Annotated in this window: 10 protein-coding genes and 1 tRNA gene; 8 read left to right on the forward strand and 3 right to left on the reverse strand. The window is 60.7% G+C overall.

Annotation, left to right across the window (positions count from 1 at the left end):
* Positions 1–3 precede the first annotated feature (3 nt).
* The 3 genes from DIC75_RS04375 to DIC75_RS04385 all read left to right on the forward strand — a co-directional run bounded on the left by DIC75_RS04375 (position 4) and on the right by DIC75_RS04385 (position 8,220).
* On the forward strand, positions 4–1,398 hold the full coding sequence (locus tag DIC75_RS04375) for a carboxypeptidase regulatory-like domain-containing protein (protein WP_250986776.1): 1,395 nt from the start codon (positions 4–6) through the stop codon (positions 1,396–1,398).
* Between the two features lie 364 nt (positions 1,399–1,762).
* Entirely contained in the window at positions 1,763–4,702 is a 2,940-nt protein-coding gene (locus DIC75_RS04380; protein ID WP_250986777.1) for a VWA domain-containing protein, read from the forward strand.
* Positions 4,703–5,187: 485 nt separating this feature from the next.
* Positions 5,188–8,220: a VWA domain-containing protein gene (locus DIC75_RS04385; RefSeq protein ID WP_250986778.1), complete on the forward strand. Its 3,033-nt coding sequence runs from the start codon at positions 5,188–5,190 to the stop codon at positions 8,218–8,220.
* Positions 8,221–8,503: 283 nt separating this feature from the next.
* Here DIC75_RS04385 and DIC75_RS04390 read toward each other — a convergent pair.
* Positions 8,504–8,575 (reverse strand) — tRNA-Arg (locus DIC75_RS04390).
* A 55-nt stretch (positions 8,576–8,630) separates the two neighbouring features.
* Here DIC75_RS04390 and DIC75_RS04395 point away from each other — a divergent pair.
* The gene (locus DIC75_RS04395; RefSeq protein ID WP_250986779.1) at positions 8,631–9,056 is read left to right on the forward strand and encodes a dCTP deaminase; all 426 of its coding nucleotides are present in this window, start codon (positions 8,631–8,633) and stop codon (positions 9,054–9,056) included.
* Complete coding sequence (locus DIC75_RS04400; protein ID WP_250986780.1) at positions 9,053–10,021, forward strand: DUF128 domain-containing protein; 969 nt, start codon at positions 9,053–9,055, stop codon at positions 10,019–10,021. Before DIC75_RS04395 ends, DIC75_RS04400 begins: the two co-directional genes overlap by 4 nt.
* Here DIC75_RS04400 and DIC75_RS04405 read toward each other — a convergent pair.
* Complete coding sequence (locus tag DIC75_RS04405) at positions 10,005–11,960, reverse strand: tubulin/FtsZ family protein (RefSeq protein ID WP_250986781.1); 1,956 nt, start codon at positions 11,958–11,960, stop codon at positions 10,005–10,007. The genes DIC75_RS04400 and DIC75_RS04405 overlap by 17 nt on opposite strands.
* Positions 11,961–12,304: 344 nt before the next feature.
* On the opposite strand from DIC75_RS04405, the gene DIC75_RS04410 reads away from it, so the two are divergent.
* From DIC75_RS04410 to DIC75_RS04420, 3 genes are all read left to right on the forward strand, one after another.
* On the forward strand, positions 12,305–13,312 hold the full coding sequence (locus DIC75_RS04410) for a 5,10-methylenetetrahydromethanopterin reductase (RefSeq protein ID WP_250986782.1): 1,008 nt from the start codon (positions 12,305–12,307) through the stop codon (positions 13,310–13,312).
* A gap of 180 nt (positions 13,313–13,492) precedes the next feature.
* The gene (locus DIC75_RS04415; protein WP_434220820.1) at positions 13,493–14,431 is read left to right on the forward strand and encodes a galactose-1-phosphate uridylyltransferase; all 939 of its coding nucleotides are present in this window, start codon (positions 13,493–13,495) and stop codon (positions 14,429–14,431) included.
* 26 nt (positions 14,432–14,457) lie between these two features.
* Entirely contained in the window at positions 14,458–15,879 is a 1,422-nt protein-coding gene (locus DIC75_RS04420; RefSeq protein ID WP_250986783.1) for an aldehyde dehydrogenase family protein, read from the forward strand.
* Positions 15,880–16,066: 187 nt separating this feature from the next.
* On the opposite strand, the gene DIC75_RS04425 is transcribed toward DIC75_RS04420, so the two are convergent.
* Entirely contained in the window at positions 16,067–16,909 is an 843-nt protein-coding gene (locus DIC75_RS04425) for a F420-dependent methylenetetrahydromethanopterin dehydrogenase (RefSeq protein WP_250986784.1), read from the reverse strand.
* Positions 16,910–17,023 lie beyond the last annotated feature (114 nt).

A 17,023-nucleotide genomic window follows, 5' to 3' on the forward strand; every position in this document is an offset into this window, starting at 1 on the left:
AGCATGAAGAAAGGTCGTCTCATCATAGCCCTTCTCATCTCCTGCGTCCTCCTCTGCTGCACAGCGCAGGCGATCACCCTGCGCATCAGTGTGGTCGACGAGAAGACCGATGACGCGCTTGCCGGTGCCTCCCTATACGTCGACGGCGACTACGTGGGAAGCACCGCATCGGACGGTACCTACTCCTACGTCCATTCCGGAGAAAAGGACCTGTACCTGAAGGTTGTCAAAACGGGCTACCGCAACTGGGTGGATTACGTCGATTACGACGCGACCCGCGTCCAGATCGATATGCTCCGGGAGGACAAGACCCTCACGTTCGAGCTCTACGATGCGGGGACTCTGCAGCCGATCGTCGGTGCCGTGGTGCGGGTCGAGGGTGAAGATTACTCCGACTCGGAGGTCACCGGCAGCGGCGGGAGCGCGAACTTCCCGGTGAAGGCGGGTGAACTCTACAACGTCGAGATCCGCGCGTCGGGCTACTACGACCTCTCAAAGACCGTGCAGATGGAAAACAGCGCCAAAGTCGTCCAGTACTGGCTCTTTTCCAATAACCTCGTGGCGATTCAGGTCCGGGATGGTGAGACTTCCACGCCCCTCGGAGGCGCGGAGATTTATATCGACAACGCGCGCGCCGGGGTGACCGACGCCGACGGCAGACTGCCGCTTCATCTGGAGCGGGCGAAGAGGTATTCGTTCAGGGTCACGGCGGCCGACTACCAGCCTTACCAGGAAAGCCGCTATCTCGAGGTGGACGATGTTCTCCTTTCGGTGGACCTCTCGAAGTCGGCATACCCTGTATCGGTAACCGTCTTCAACGAGGCGACAAAACCGGTTGAGGGGGCCGAGGTCTACCTCAACGGGACGCTGCAGGGCAAGACAAGCCAGTACGGCAGGTTCACGCTCTCCGATGTCCATGCAGGCACCTACCTGATTGCGGTGAAGGCATCCGGGTACGAGGACTGGAGCGTGACGCGCCAGATCTCCGGACAGGGGGAGGATATCGTCGCCGAACTCGGTTACGACCGGGCGAGCGTGACCATCCGCGCGGAAGATTCCGACCGGAAAGCGGTGGCCGAAGCGGTCATTGTTATCGACGGTCAGGTTATCGGGGTGACCGACGGCCAGGGACGCCTCAATACGGCGCTCGTTACGAACAAGGCGTATGCCGTCACCGCCGCTCGTGACGGCTACCGGAACATCTCGGTCAATGCCGAGATCCCGCTCGGCACGACAGAGTTCACCGTCCCGCTCGTCATGGAGCGGGACTTCGGCATCTGGGTGCTCGTGGCCGGCGTCGGGGTTGTTGCCGTGGTCCTGCTCGGGGCGGTCGCGGTCGTGCGGCACAGGCGGGCCGGGCGGAATCAGGGCAAGTCACGCGGCCGGGACAGCCTGTAGGGCCTCCCGGGCTCGTTTTTTAGAACTTTTTGGAATCCTGGTCCGGGATGTTACGCTGTTTCCGGAGTCGGGCGGTGGGACTCAACCCGGGGAGAAGAGATATTTTTCAGATAGAGGTCATGGAATCTCTTCCTTCCGTCCGAGTATCTTCTCTGTCGAAAATCTGTTCATTTTGCGTGGATATGATTGTTCAATCAGAAAACGGACCCCTCAGATTTGCCCCCCTCCCTGACAACATTTATATATGATGATGTGTCAGGATGACATACGGTGGAATATGAATAGCTGGACATATGCGTGCCTGGCCGTCGGGCTGCTTCTGCTGGGGGTCCCGGCAGGTGCGCTGGTACCGGATAAAATCATAATGAACGAGACTTCATGGGTGACAGCGGGAAGTGGGGAGACCGCGACCATCATGGCATGGGTACTGAATGTTACCCCTGATGGCGATGCCCTGGTCCCGGGGGTTGCCGTCGATTTTGCAGTGGACAGCACATACGGGAGTATCTCCCCCGCGAGCGTGGTTACGAACAGTGAAGGAAAGGCGACGACATTCTTCACCCCCGGGACGCGCAGCGGGACCGCGATAATCACGGCGACGGTGTCGTACGAGGGACTGGATGAGCCCCTGACCGGAAGCGTCGAGCAGCAGATCGATCACGCGGCAGCGAACAAGATTGCCGATCTCTGCTACGAGCCGGAGGTGACCGCCGGGGAGACGACGGAGATCGTCGTCCTGGTGGTGGACAGGTATGGAAACCCGGTGGATAACAGGAACGTAACTGAGAATGTGAACTTCATGGTGGGCTCCCCCACAGGAGGCGCGGCGTTCATTGACGGTACGGATGAGATCTCGGTGCCGGTGGACGCTGATGGGAATGCCGTCGCAACGCTCCGGGTCGATGCGGCGGCGGGGGAGAATCTTGTCTGGATCCAGCCGCCTGCGCCGATTGGATTCTCCGGGAGCCGCAGTATCTCCATCGCCGGCGCGGGGGGACTGCCGGCCGGTATCACGCAGGCGGTCGTTCCGGGCAGCGGTTCGGTTCCGGCCGACGGGAAGACGAAGGTTTCGTTCACTTACACATTGCTGGACGAATACGGGAATCCTTCCGCGGGGCAGGGTCTCTGGGTGAACGCCACGCTGAAACGGTTGAGCCAGCCTGATGAGCAGGAGAGCCGTCTCCTCAAAACCAACTCGTTGGGACAGGTGATGATCACCTATGGCCCCGAGGACTCCGTCGGCATGGCCATCATCACCGCGACGGCGGCTGTGAACGCGAGCGTGAGCATATCGGAGGACGTCGAGTTCACCAGCACCGACCCGACGAACATGCTCCTCTCCGCAAGCCCACAGTCGATGCCGAGCCGGGATGTCAAACCCAATTCCGTCTCGCAGATCCGGGCCAAGGTGATGGATGTCAGGGGGAACCCGGTCGGGGGCGAGACGGTGACGTTTGAAATCGTTTCCGGATCGGTTGTTTACGATGGATACAACCAGACCGGGGAGCCGTATCTTGATGGGGACTCTGCCGTGACCAATACGAACGGGTATGCCGTCATCGGGTTCCACCCCGGTGCGTTCACGACCGATCCGGATGCACCGAACTGGAGCGAGACCGCGACCGGAACGGCGACCGTCCAGGCGACGTGGGGCAACGTCAGCCGGGATATCGAGCTCACCTGGAAGAACTACCCCTATCTCTCGGTGGAGACGGAAGTCTCCCCCGAGACGGTGGCAGTGAACGATACGGTCGACGTCACGATCCGGCTGAAGGGTGACGGCTGGGCGCTCCAGCCGGACCCGATCGACGTGGTGCTCTGCACGGATCGATCGGGGAGTATGCTTAGGGATAATCCCGACCGGATGCACTCGGTGAGAGAGGCGGCGAAGCAGTTTGTCGATGAAATGTCCGAGAACGATCAGGTGGGCCTTGTCACCTTCGGGAGAAATACCGGCGGATCGGATTGGATTAATGTCCCTGGAGAGAGTTCATTTCAGTCTCCTCAGAGTTATATCAACAATAATTACAACACACCGAAACAATATCTCGGCTATGCAACGGTAGATCTGCGGCTCACTAATGCTCTCTCCACAGTGAAAGTAGGACTTGACAATATCGTTCCTGATTCTGGAACGCCGATGCGTGCGGGGCTATACGAATCGATAAAGGAACTATGTGGGGCCGGGAGTTCAACCCCCAATTCCGACGCCATAAAAGCGGTCATTCTCCTTTCCGATGGAGATTACAATTGGTACGGTGATCCCTTGGCCAGAGGGGATAGTTCTACTTCGATTACCTATTATGATGATTGTGACTGGGACTACTATGGATTCAGCGATCTAACGGATGCCGAACAGAACCTTTCGATCTATGCTAGAAATAACAATATCACGATCTACTCGATCGGATATGCGGACAGCATCTCCACAGATGGGAAAGCCACTCTACAGAAACTTGCCGAGTCCACAGGCGGGGTATATTATGACGGCGATGCGGCTAACATAGGTGCTGTCTATACGGCGATCGCCGGCGAACTCAAGACCGAGGCCGGCGTCGACACCGAACTGGACGTTGTCTTTGAGAACATCGAGGTGAACACCGAGGTGTTCGAGTCCGGTGCCGACGTCTTCGACTATGTCTATGAAGACGGGGTATCGACCACCATCGAAAGCTGGATCGACAACGAGACGGCGCATCATGAGCTCCTCTATCTTTATACCCGCGACGACACGCCGAACTGGACCTCGGAAAACCCGCACCTCCCCTTTAATATCGGCACCGTGCGCCTCGGCCAGACCTGGGAGACGACCTTCAGGCTTGCGGTGAAGATGGAAGGGAACATCAACATCTTCGGCCCGAATTCGACAATCACGTTCAATGACGGCAACGACGGTACCGACTCGCTGACCCTCCCCGACACCTTCATCACGGCCCTTCCCCTGAACAACACCGGGATGGACTTTGCGGTGCTCAACATCACCAACCTCGTGTTCACCGGCGCAGAGCCGGTCGATGAGCTCCTCCCGGTCGCCTGGGACCTCAACTACACCGGTCTGTACAACGTGACGCAGGATGTCTTCTATTCCAACGACAACGAGTACACCTGGGTGAAATTCGACACGCTCAGCGCCACGAATGAGACGACGGGCGGAGCATCTACGCTGGACGTGCGGGGCCGCCCGCCCGGCGACTACGTCATCAGGGTCCGTGGGTATGCACCGGACACCGAGGATGCCTCGGCAAAGATCACTCAGAGTGTAACTGCCGGGGCGACGGGAAGCGCGTACATACGTATCCAGTGAGGGGCTCCGGCACCCCCACCCCCTTCGACCGGTTGGCTGCAGGTAGGCGGCCTCCACTGGAATACCCGTGTTGGTCTCTGATTCCTGCGGTTTCGCCCAGGTTAGATGACCGTTATCTCTTCTTTGAGGTTGAGCGAACTACGACGCCCTTACACGTTTATTGAATGTCGAGATCCGATCGTCTACGTTCCCGTACTACTTGGGCGACGCCGTGGGCTGCCGACAGGCCCTGGTGGCTAATCCCCCACGTCAACCACCTCCGCAACCCCCCTCCCGTGAGCCAGGGAACAGTTCTTTCCCCGCGGGGAAACGAATGCCCACGTATGCCGGACCCTGCTGCAAGGTTTATTCGGAATGAATGTTCTGGTTTCAAACAATTTTTACAAATAGCTAATATTTGTTGATTAAATCATTTAATTCAGATACAGATCTATTTTTCTCAACGAGATATGTTTATATACATGTTCAATCAAATGTCCCTCTCGATGCGTATGAAGGGATGGATGTGTGCATACATAGTCATTGCCGGGCTGCTCCTTCTTGTGGCCCCGGCCTGTGCCCTGGTACCCGATAAGGTCGAGGTCGGCACGAGCAGCGAGTGGCTGACGGCGGGGAGCAGCGAGACCGCGATCATCACGGTGCAGGTCTCAGACAGCACGACGGGCGACACCCAGTTCGAGGGGGCCGCCGTTGAGTTCGCGGTGGACAGCGCCTACGGCAGCATCACGCCCGCCGTCACCACGACCGGCAGCACCGGCATGGCGACGGCGGTCTTCACCCCCAGGACCACCAGTGGGACCGCACCGATCACGGCGAGAGTATCATACGAGGGGCTGGATGAGCCCCTGACCGGAAGCGTCGACCAGCAGATCGACCACGCGGCCCCGTCTGCGATCGCCAATATCTGCTACGAACCGGAGGTGACCGCCGGGGGAACGACGGAGATTGTCGTCCGGATGGTGGACCGGTACGGCAACCCGGTGGACAGCCGGCGTGAGGCCGAGACCGTGCACTACATGGTGGGCTCGCCAGCCGGGTTTGTGGATGGCGAGTCCTGCACGGATGATATCCTGGTGCCGGTGGATGCTTCCGGGAATGCCGTCGCAACGCTCCGCGCCGATACGCAGGCGGGAGAGAACCTTGTCTGGATCCAGCCGCCGGTGCCGCTCAAGAGCGATTATATCTCGATCTTCGGTGTGGCGGGACTGCCGTTCAGCATCACACCGGTGATTGCTCCGGCCAGCGGTTCGGTCCCGGCGGATGGGGGGGCGAAGGTTTCGTTCACCTACACCCTGTATGATGAGAACGGGAACCCCTCCGGCGGGCAGGGCCTCTGGGTGAACGCCTCGGTGAAGCGGGTGGGCCAGCCTGATAAGCAGGAGAGCCGCCTCCTCAACTCCAACTCACGGGGGGAGGTGATGATCACCTACGGGCCTGAAGACTCCGTCGGCGCCGCGATCATCACCGCAACGGCAGCCGCGAGCCCGAGCGTGACCAACACAACTCAGATAGAGTTCACCAGCACCGATCCGGTGAACATGCTCCTCACGGCAAATCCGCAGTCGATGCCGAGCCGGGATGTCAGGGAGGATTTCGTCTCGCAGCTCCGGGCCAAGGTGATGGATGAGAAAGGGAACCCGGTCGGGGGCGAAACGGTGACGTTCGAGATTGTATCGAGCAGTTTTGCACCCTACAACCAGACCGTCGCTCCGGCACTGGAAAAGCCGTCCGCCATCACCAACGCCGACGGGTATGCCATCGTCGGGTTCTACCCGGGTGCTTTCACGTTCGACGAGGGTGCGTCGGGCTGGAGCGAGACCGCGACCGGCACGGCGACCGTCCAGGCCACGTGGAACGGCACCAACCGGGATATCGAGCTGACCTGGAAGAACTACCCCTACCTCTCGGTGGATACGGCGGTTTCCCCCGAGACGGTCGCCGTCAACGGCACGGTCAATGTCACGATCCGTCTCCGGGGCGACGGCTGGGCGCTCCAGCCGGACCCGATCGACGTGGTGCTCTGCACGGACCGCTCGGGAAGTATGCTCAAGGACTACCCTGACCGCATGGTCCGGGCAATGGAAGCCTCCGAGCTCTTCAATACTCAGATGAACTATCCCCGCGACCATCTGGGGCTCGTCTCCTTCGGCAAAAACGGACAAACCGACCTTATGGGTTACGGTTATCATGAATGGCTAGGTAAGGACTACACCGATGACGATGATGCCACTTATCGTTGCACCCATTATCCCTCTGATCGTAAGGACTATGCTAACTATGCCACCGTTGACCTCCCGATGAGCAGTAATCCCTCAACAATTAACACGACCATTAAAGAGATGGTTCCTGATTGGGGAACCCCGATGCGATCCGGTATCTACAAGGCGATCAATGAGTTGAAAGTGAATGGGCGTGCCGACGTCGTGAAAGCCGTCATCGTTCTTTCGGACGGGGATTACAACCACTATGGCGATCCCCTCGCACGGGGAGAATCAAAAGGATCCTGGGCTCCATCGGAATTTGGGGATCTTACGACGAATTACCTCCCCTTTGACGGGCTTGGTGTAGGACGAATGAGCAACCAGAACATGTCGGTCTTTGCGGCGAGCAATGACATTCACATTTACTCCATCGCATTTGCAAGGGACATCACCGACGGGGGTAAACGAACTCTCAGGATTCTGGCGGAGTCCACCGGCGGGAAATACTATTATGCAGACAGCGGTGACGACCTTGCCGGGATCTACTCCGATATCGCGGGCGAACTCAAGACCGAGGCCGGCGTCGACACCGAACTGGACGTCGTCTTCCAGAATGTAGAGGTGAACGAGGCGTTTGAGTTAGGGGCCGACGTCTTCGACTACGTCCACATGGACGGGATCTCGACCACCATCGAGAGTTGGGTCGACAACGAGACGGGACACTATGTGATCACTCCCAAAAACACCGCCGACCAGACCGACGACTGGAACGACGACCACACCCTCCACTTCGACATCGGCACCGTGCGCCTCGGCCAGACCTGGGAGACGACCTTCTGCCTCAAGGTAATGATGGAAGGGAACATCAACGTCTTCGGCCCGGGTTCGACGATCACGTTCAACAACGGTACCGACTCGCTGACCCTCCCCGATACCTTCATCACGGCCTACCCCCTGAACAACACCGGGATGGACTTTTGGGGGCTCAATATCAGCAACCTCCGCTTCACCGGCGAAGAGCCGGTCGATGAGTTCCTCCCGGTCGCCTGGGACCTCAACTACACCGGTCTGTACGGCGTGACGGAGGAGGTCTTCTACTCCAACGACAACGAGTACACCTGGGTGAAATTCGACACGCTCAGCGCTACAAACGAGACGACGGGTGGAGAATCCACGCTGGACGTGCGGGGCCTCCCGGCCGGTGAATACGTCATCAGGGTCCGTGGTTATGCACCGGACACCGAGGACGCCTCGGAAAAGATTACTCTGAATGTAACTGCCGGGGCGACCGGAGGCTCGTATATACGTATCAAGTGAGAGGATTCGTACTTTTTTTGCAGGTGGGATGCGCCCCCGGAGACCCGGCGGCCCCTGAACCCTTCTCTTTCCGGGGCCTGTATCCCCCAAAGACACAGGATACCTGCAGGGTTCGCTGCCCGGGCGCCTCCCGCCAGGCGAATACCCGATCCGGGTATGGACGATGCACCCGATGGCCGGCCTGCTCTTCACACCCATCCGGGTCGGAGAGCGGCACAAGGCGCACATCCGGATCATGCAACGATGTTCTGGTGCGCGTGATCCGCGCACCCGAAAGAAATGACGGACCCAGCGGGAATTGAACCCGCGTCCTTGGGTTCGAAGCCCAAAAGGATGTCCTCTACCCCATGGGTCCCCTCATGGGTTTCTATCATAAGTTATTAAGCGTTTTTGTGCCAGTACAGTATACAATGATCATCTCGTCCAGCGAAATCGTTCGCCGGCTCCAGGACGGCGATCTCGTCATCGAGCCATACCATGGTGCATCCCAGCAGCCAGCGTCCTACGACCTCCGGGTGGCCGAAGAGACCGTGCTCCCGCGCGGCGCATGCACCCTCGTTCCCTCGATCGAGTGGGTGGAACTCCCGAAGGACCTCGCGGCAACCCTCCGGTGCCGCTCCTCGCTCGCCCGTCGCGGCGTCCTCCTCGGCGGCGGATTCGTAGACCCGGGGTTCCGCGGCCAGCTGACGCTCTGCCTGACGAACACCGGTGCGGAGGAGATCCGCCTGGCAAAAGGCGACCGGATCGTGCAGATGATCCTGCAGGAAGTGCGGAACGGCGACCGGCTCTACCAGGGCAGGTATCAGGACAGCGAAGGCGCGGTGCAGACACGATGAGTCCGTCGATACGTTCGGAACGGAAATACCTTGAGATCCTGCGGATCCTCGCGGAGTCGCACGAACCCCTGGGCGCGAAGAGGTTAAGCGAGAAGATGGCCGAACGGGGATTCATCCTGAGCGATCGTGCCGTCCAGTACTACCTCCAGTATCTCGACGAGATGGGGTTTACGGAGAAGGTCGGGAACCGGGGCCGTATCCTCACCGAGGCGGGGATCGCCGAGAGCGAGAGCGCGCTCGTCGACGAACGGATCGGGTTCATCATATCGAGGCTCGAGCAACTCGCCTTCCGGAGCACCTTCGACCCGGCGACCGGAACGGGAAGCGTCGCCTACAACCTCTCCTTCGTGCGGGAGGAAGACCTCCAGGCCGTCACGGCAGCCTTCGACGAGGTGGCAACAGCAGGCTACGGGTTCCTGAACACCTACCGGATCGTCGATTCCGACCCGCGCATACCCGAAGGCCATGTCGGGATCATGACGGCCTGCAGCGTCACCCTGGACGGCGTCCTCCAGAAGATGGGTATCCCGGCGAGGCTTGAGTATGCCGGCAGGATTGCCGTCGATGAGAACGGCTCCGCCGGGTTCCTCGATCTCCTTGGCTACCGGGGGACATCGGTCGACCCGCTCCACCTCTTCATATCCGCCGGACTCACCTCGATCAACCGGCTGGTGACGAACCGGGCCGGTGTAGGGCTTGCAAACGTCCGTGCGGTGCCTGCGGCCGCGCGGGGCCGGGTGGAGGAGGCCGCCGGCCTGATGACGGAGTGGGGTTTCATCTTCCCCGCCGGAGGAGGCATCGGAGAGTTCAATCTCCCCAAACACCCCTACCGGCTCTCGGTCGTCGCGTTTTCCGGCATGAACATGGTGGGGAACGCCATTGAGAAGGGCTATGTCATCAGGACCGATATCGGTGCCGGAACCATACCGTTCGAACGAATAGCGGACGCTACCGGATCCAGGTGATCCCGTCGTCCGGGTCGTCGTCCGGTTTCTTCTCCCCGTCTTTGCTCTTCTGTCGAGCGGCCGCGTCAATCACCTCAAGTCTCCCGCGCGAGGGGTCGACCTCCTTCGGGCGGGGACCGGGCCGGCCGAATCCCCGACCTGTCTGGTCCATCTGGGCATCCTTCGGTGTGGGGGCCGTCCCGCGCATGCGCAGACCGAACTCCTCGAAAAGGGCGTCGCTCGGCCGTTGCATCCCGCGGTCGAGCGCGACCTTATCGCCGGTGAACACCCCGTCCTTCGGCCGCTGCGTCCCGCTGTCCAGCATCACCGTATCGCCGGCGAGCGACCCGTCCTTCGGGCGCTGCACCGGTTTTAAGGATGCGGAGTATGTTATGGCATCGTCTTTCGGGGCGGCCTTATCGATGCTGATCCCCTTCAGGCCGAAGGTGGAGTTCTTCGGCGCAGGCACAGACGAGGTGACCGAGGCGGACCCGGTGAGGTCAATCTCCCTCCCGCCCTGTTTCGGGGGGAGGATGACGGCGCCGTCGTCCTGTTGCTTCCCGGCTCTCGGGAGCATATCGATGGTATCGTCCCTGCGCTTCGGGCCGCTCCCGCCGCTGCCCGGGAGCATGATCATCTCATCCCTCTCTGGTGTAGAAGGTTCCTTCATGTATCCACTCTCCTCCAGAAATGCTGATTCGATGGGGGAAGCAAAGCCCGGGGCATCGTCCTCCTCCGGCACCCCGGCGCCGGCACCCGATACCCCGGCCGCTTCCTCATCGTGCAGCCGCGCCTCCTCTTCGGCCCTCAGTCGTTCTTCCTCGCATTCAAGCCGGTATTCCGTCCGGATATCCCGGAGTTCCTCGACGCGGGGGATGTTGGAGAGTCCCGAGAGCACGATGATGATCCCGACAAACGATGTGTTCTTCACCGGGTAATCGCCGGACCGCATCTCGAGCCCGGCGATGCTCCGGTCGATCCACTTCCGGACGGTCTGAAACCCCTTCATCGAGAGTTCGGCCGAAGGCCCGGCGATCAGCACCAGTGCCTTGTCGGCGCTCGTGAGGTCGCAGGGAACCGATACCTCATCATAGACCGCTTTTTTGGCGAGTGAAATGATCCGGGCGGCCTTCTCCTGCGACCCCTCAATGAAGTACTTCAGCGACTGTCGCCGGTGGAGGAAGTTCAGCCATCCGGTCGGCAGGCGTTCGGCGGCGTAGCCGACCGCTACGAAACCGTTTCCTTTCAGGGTGTTGAGGACCTCTCCGGCATCCAGGACGATCTCGGCGACGTCGAGCCCGAATTCGTTGAACTCTCCGGCACGAAGGAGCAGGCCGATCTGCCGGGCAATCCGCTCGTTGAGCATGTTATACTGCGATCGCGGGTCGGATGCCCCGGGGGTCTGGCGCAGCTGGCTCATGACGCCGGTGTTCTCAGCCTCGGCCGCAGCTATGGCCGCCCGGATCTTCTGCGACCAGGTCTCGTTGTCGAAGAGAATGACGGCATCGGCGAGCCCCTGGAGCACGTCGAGGTCGTCGGCGGCCTTGGCCGAGACCCGTTTCCCCTCCTCCAGGCACGGCAGTATGGCGAGAGCGAAGATCGGCTCCACGTAGGACTTCCGGATCTCTTCGATGATGGGCGGCGCGATATCGATGACGCTGCCCCCGAGCCCGCAGCAGAGGAGGATGGCGTCGATCTCCATCGTATCCAGACTCTGGAGCCGGGTCATCACCTCCTCGATGTCGATCACGTCCGTGACCTCGGCGTGATCCGCGATATCGACCCGCGGGAAGAAGATCCTGGCCGGGTCCGGGAGGTAGCGGAGTTGCAGCAGGGAGTTCGGGTCGATGTCGATTGCTACCGCATTCATGCAGCAGATCCTGCTTCGCCGGTCGTGGTCGTAGAGGTTGTCCACAATCCTTGACCCGGCGCCACCTAACCCGATCGTCAGCACTCGCATAACGTTGTACTCCCTGCCTGGTACCTTCGCATGCCCGGAGCGGCCTGTGCCGCGAAAAAGGCATGCAGATCACCCCAAACTACTGATGAATATGTGGGCGGACGGACATATATATTTCTGTACGTTACAGGGAGGGCGGAAGCATACCCGTTCGCAAAAACCCCTTACTTAAACATTCCGGTTTATCTATGCCACGCTGGAGCCCCCTGCAGGATAAGGGGAAATACTCACCAGATGTCCTTGAGAACCCGTTACGCCTCTCCTTTTGGCACTACCTGTGCGGTACGTGTCGATTGGCGAGCACAAAATGATAATATATATAACTCTCTGCACGTAACTACTCAATGAGGTGCATAGCCTTGACTACATATGGAATTGAATTTGTGCCCGGAGCAATCAACGTCAAGCAGGTGGTGAACTACACCAAGCTCGCAGAGTCGAAGGATATTGACTACGCTTGGATCACCAACCACTACAACAACCGTCATGCATACCCGACCCTCGCCATGATCGCGGCAAACACCGACTCGATCAAGATGGGACCCGGTATCATGAACACGTTCACCGACACCCCGGCAGCCATCGCATCCTTCATGGCTACCTTAAACGAGATCTCCGACGGACGTGCAGTCCTCGGTATCGGACCCGGTGACCTCTCGACCCTCCCGAAGCTCGCGATCGACCCCGTAAAGCCCGTCGGCCACTTAAAAGAGGGCGTCGAGCAGATCCGGAAACTCCTCGCCGGTGAAGAGGTCAAGAAGACCGGCAACATGGAGTTCTTCGACTACGACGGCGCCAAGCTGACCGGCGTCACCCTGCCCGGTAAGAAGGGCATCCCGGTCTACATCGGTGCCCAGGGTCCCAAGGTGCTCGAGCTCGCCGGAACGATCGGCGACGGCGCCCTGATCAACGCCTCGAACCCCAAGGACTTCCAGGTCGCCATCCCGATCATCAAGAAGGCGATGGAAGCAGTCGACAAGAAGAAGTTCGACGTCGGCGCCTACACCGCCATGTCCATTGACATGGACGAGAAGAAGGCCCGGAACGCCGCAAAGATCGTTGCCGCATTCATCGCCGCCGGCTCCCCGCCCGACCTCCTCAAGCGCCACGGACTCAACCTGGACAACGTCGCGAAGATCAAGGAAGCGCTCGGACGCTTCGACTTCAAGACCGTCGGCGGACTCGTCGGCGACGCGGAGATCGACGCCTTCACCATCGCCGGAACCCCCGACATGGTCAAGCAGAAGTGCGAAGACCTCGCAAAGTCCGGAGTTACCCAGATCATCTTCGGCTCGCCGCTCGGCCCCGACATGACCAACTCCATCCGCCTCCTCGGCAAGTACATTGTCTGAGGCGGGAAAACACCCATCATCTTTTTCTTGGTTACAACTGCACCGCCGGATACCTCATGCGGTCCGGACCCCCGGGTGTTCCCGGTTCTTCTGAGCGTTTTTGCACTCCATCCTGGCTTTTGATCAGTGCCGTCCGGCAATCCTGACAGGGTTTTATACGGTCGGCACTCCAACCGGAGTATGAGGGGCATGTTTACCATTCGTGAGATCCGAACCGAACGGGGGGTTCTCCAGTACCGCCGGGAGTCGCTCACCGGCATCCGGTGCCGGATCAGTCCCGTCCGGGTTGAGAGGCAGATCGACACCGCCCCTGCCATGCCGGACTCCCGCGACGGCTGCCCGTTCTGCCCCGATGCCATAGCCGTCTCCACCCCGACGTTCGAGGACGGCAGCCGTCTCCGGTCCGGTGAGAGCGTGACGTTCCCCAACCTCTACCCCTTCGCAGAGCGTCACGTGGTTACGGTGATCACGCCCGATCACGCGGCCGGCAGGTTTGAGAAGAGGTGCCTCGCCGACGCCATATCCGGCACGGCAGAAGCCCTGGGCCGGGCTCCGGGATACGCGAGCATCAACTGGAATTACCTCCCGTCGGCAGGCGCGAGCATCGTCCACCCCCACCTGCAGGGCATCGCCGACCCGGAGCCCACCCGCCTCGCGGACCTCTACATCACCGGCGGCCGCCGGTACCTCGCCGACCACGGTCGTCTCTACTGGGAAGACCTGGTGGAGGGCGAGCGCTGCTCCGAGCGGTTCCTCTTCGAGGACGAGATCTTCTGGTCGGCAAACCCCGTCCCCCTCGGTGAACGGGAGGTGCGGGGAATCCTTCCTGTGTCGACGCTTGCCGAGTTCGGGCCGTACATAGGGCCGCTGGCCGACGGGATCCTCCGGGTCATCGATTTCTACCGGTCCCTCGGCACCCATGCCTTCAACGCCTCGATCTTCTTTGACGCCCCGGGGAAAGGGGGGCAGGGCCACCGTGCTTTCTGTTCCATCATCGCACGGTTAAACCCGAACAGCCTCTCCATGTGCGACTCGGCGTTCATGGAGCGGCTGCACCTGGAGCCGGTCGTCCTGACGCTTCCCGAGGCCCTGGGCGCGCTCTTTCGGGAGAAAGGTTGATTGCGTGCCGGCGTTAACTCCTCATAATGACAGAGCCGCGCGGATTCCTGGTCGGCGGAGAATGGCGAACGAGCACCGAGATCCTGGAGGTTCGTTTCCCCTACACCGGGGAGACCGTCGGGCGGGTCTGCCTTGCCGGGAGCAAGGATGTCGAGGACGCCCTCCGTTCTGCGGAGAGTGATTTCTCCCTCACCCGGCGCCTTCCTGCTCACCGCCGCTCGGAGATCCTCTATGCCCTTGCCGGTCTCATCCGGGAACGGTCTGAAGAACTCATCGGGACGATCGTCCTCGAAGCGGGAAAGACCCGTGCTCTCGCAGAGAACGAGGTTTTGCGCGCGAAAGCAACGATCGAAGTCTCCGCCGAGGAAGCGCGCAGGATCGACGGCACGATCCTCCCCCTCGACTGGAACGCGGCCGGCGAAGGGCGGGTCGGCTGCCTCCGTCGGTTCCCGCTCGGCCCGGTGCTCGCGATCACGCCGTTCAACTTTCCGCTCAACCTCGCCTGCCACAAACTGGGGCCGGCCATCGCCGCCGGAGACTCCGTCATCCTCAAACCCGCGTCGGCAACCCCGATCTCCGCGCTGATGCTCGGCGAGATGGCGCTCGAAGCCGGGTTCCCTGCCGAAGCGATCAGCGTCGTCCCCTGCCGTCCCGACGTCGCCGAACGGATGGTGCGGGACGGCCGGATCGCGTGCGTGAGTTTCACCGGGAGCCCGGCCGTCGGGTGGCACCTGCGGGAGATTGCCGGCCGGAAACGCGTCGGGCTGGAACTCGGCGGCAACGCGGCCGTGATCGTCCACTCTGACGGCGATATCCCCTTCGCGGTCGGCCGTATCGTTGCCGGCGGGTTCTCGAACGCCGGCCAGACCTGCATCTCGGTGCAGCGGGTCTATCTTCACCGGCCGATCTATGATGAGGCGCTCGCGCTGCTCGTCGACCGGGTCCGTGCCCTTACAGTCGGCGACCCGCGCGAGCCCGGCACCGACGTGGGGCCGATGATATCGGAGTCCGCCGCTCGAGCGGCGTTTGCGAAGGTGCAGGAAGCGGTGGAGGGGGGCGCCGGGGTGCTCGCCGGGGGAACCCGCAACGGGCCGTTCGTCATGCCGACGGTCCTTCTCGATACGACAGCGGAGATGCGGGTGAACCGGACCGAGGTCTTCGCCCCGGTGGTGACGGTCACCCCCTACGATACCTTCGAGGAAGCGATCGCACTCGCGAACGACTCCGAATACGGACTGCAGGCGGGTATCTTCACCCACGATGCTCGGCGGATCGCACAGGCGTTCGCCGAGCTCCGTGTCGGCGGCCTGGTGGCCAACGATGTCTCAACGTTCCGGATGGACCACGCCCCGTACTGCGGGGTCAGGGGATCGGGCATCGGGCGCGAAGGACCGAAGTATGCAATCGAGGAGATGACGGAAGAGCGGATGATGGTCTTCTCTCCGTAGGCGGCGAGATCCATCCGGATCCCCTCTCTTGTTCCTGAAATCCTTTATCTCGGGCCGTTTCTACCTGCGGAGTTCGCGCACCCGGTGTGTGGGACTCGTTCGAACCCCGCAGCCTCAGGAGAGGATCATATGAAGCGAGAGCCGATTCGCTGCCGGGAAGATGCGAAAAAAAGAAGTGGTGTTGGATTTACTCGGGCTTGCTGACGAGCGTCGTCTTGGAGACGATCTCGCCGGTCTTCTTGTGCGGCTTCCGGATGACAGCGTCCATGCCCTTGTCGAGGGTGCGGGCCTCCTCGCAGAGGAACATCGCCTGGCGCATCATCTCGTGGGCGCTCGCGACGATCGGGATGTATTTCTCCCACTCCTTCGTCATGAAGCAGCCCTTGACGTTGACGCCTGCAACCGCCTGTGCGATCTCGTAGGCAGCACGGGCCTTCGCGAGCGCGTAGGGGTTGGTGAACTCGCCTTCGACAGCCTTGTCGGAGGTCATGACGACTTTCGGCAGCGCGAGGTCCGCGCCCTTCTTGCCCGCCTTCACCTGGTCGATCACCTTGTCGAGTTCCATCTGCATCTTGCGGAACGCGCCGGTGAGGGCAAGCACCTTGACGAGGTTCCCGTTGTAGTCCGCCATCTCGATGGGGTCGAGGAACTCACGGCGGGCGCCGATCATGGCGTCGGCCTTCATGATGATGTAGCCGAAGTTGCTCGCCTTGAGCGCTTCGAACTGCTCCTTCTTGGTAGTGACATCGTCGGTGATGACGACGCAGGGGATTCCGGCCTTTGCAAGGTCCTCGCGGGCCTGGGTGGGTCCGGGGAGGACGCCGTTCGGTGAGACGACGACACAGAAGTCCGGGCCCCATGCTTTCATATTGCTGACAACACGGTCGATATCCTCGGGCTGCAGCTTCGTACCGGAGGTCGCCATGAAGGTGATGATGTCCTCACGGTCGGCGCGCTCATCGAGAAGGAGTTCACCCATTACACCACTGGCGATATTTCCCAGTTTCGCAATTCCTACTTTAACAACCACTTTAACACCTCTCAAAATTTGAGAACACGATAGTATCGCCAAGTTCTCATATAAACGTTTTGAAACGCCCCGCAAATCCTGCCCGGAGATGGAGCGGTTAAGGAAAAGTGTTTA

The sequence above is a fragment of the Methanoculleus oceani genome (genome assembly GCF_023702065.1).
GTDB lineage: Archaea > Halobacteriota > Methanomicrobia > Methanomicrobiales > Methanoculleaceae > Methanoculleus > Methanoculleus oceani.

Bases quoted from the DNA above. Each gene is read 5' to 3' on its own strand.
- DIC75_RS04405 (WP_250986781.1), bottom strand. From the start codon at position 11,960: ATGCGAGTGCTGACGATCGGGTTAGGTGGCGCCGGGTCAAGGATTGTG.
- DIC75_RS04410 (WP_250986782.1), top strand. From the start codon at position 12,305: ATGAGGTGCATAGCCTTGACTACATATGGAATTGAATTTGTGCCCGGA.
- DIC75_RS04415 (WP_434220820.1), top strand. From the start codon at position 13,493: ATGAGGGGCATGTTTACCATTCGTGAGATCCGAACCGAACGGGGGGTT.
- DIC75_RS04400 (WP_250986780.1), top strand. From the start codon at position 9,053: ATGAGTCCGTCGATACGTTCGGAACGGAAATACCTTGAGATCCTGCGG.
- DIC75_RS04380 (WP_250986777.1), top strand. From the start codon at position 1,763: ATGAACGAGACTTCATGGGTGACAGCGGGAAGTGGGGAGACCGCGACC.
- DIC75_RS04395 (WP_250986779.1), top strand. From the start codon at position 8,631: ATGATCATCTCGTCCAGCGAAATCGTTCGCCGGCTCCAGGACGGCGAT.
- DIC75_RS04385 (WP_250986778.1), top strand. From the start codon at position 5,188: ATGCGTATGAAGGGATGGATGTGTGCATACATAGTCATTGCCGGGCTG.
- DIC75_RS04375 (WP_250986776.1), top strand. From the start codon at position 4: ATGAAGAAAGGTCGTCTCATCATAGCCCTTCTCATCTCCTGCGTCCTC.
- DIC75_RS04420 (WP_250986783.1), top strand. From the start codon at position 14,458: ATGACAGAGCCGCGCGGATTCCTGGTCGGCGGAGAATGGCGAACGAGC.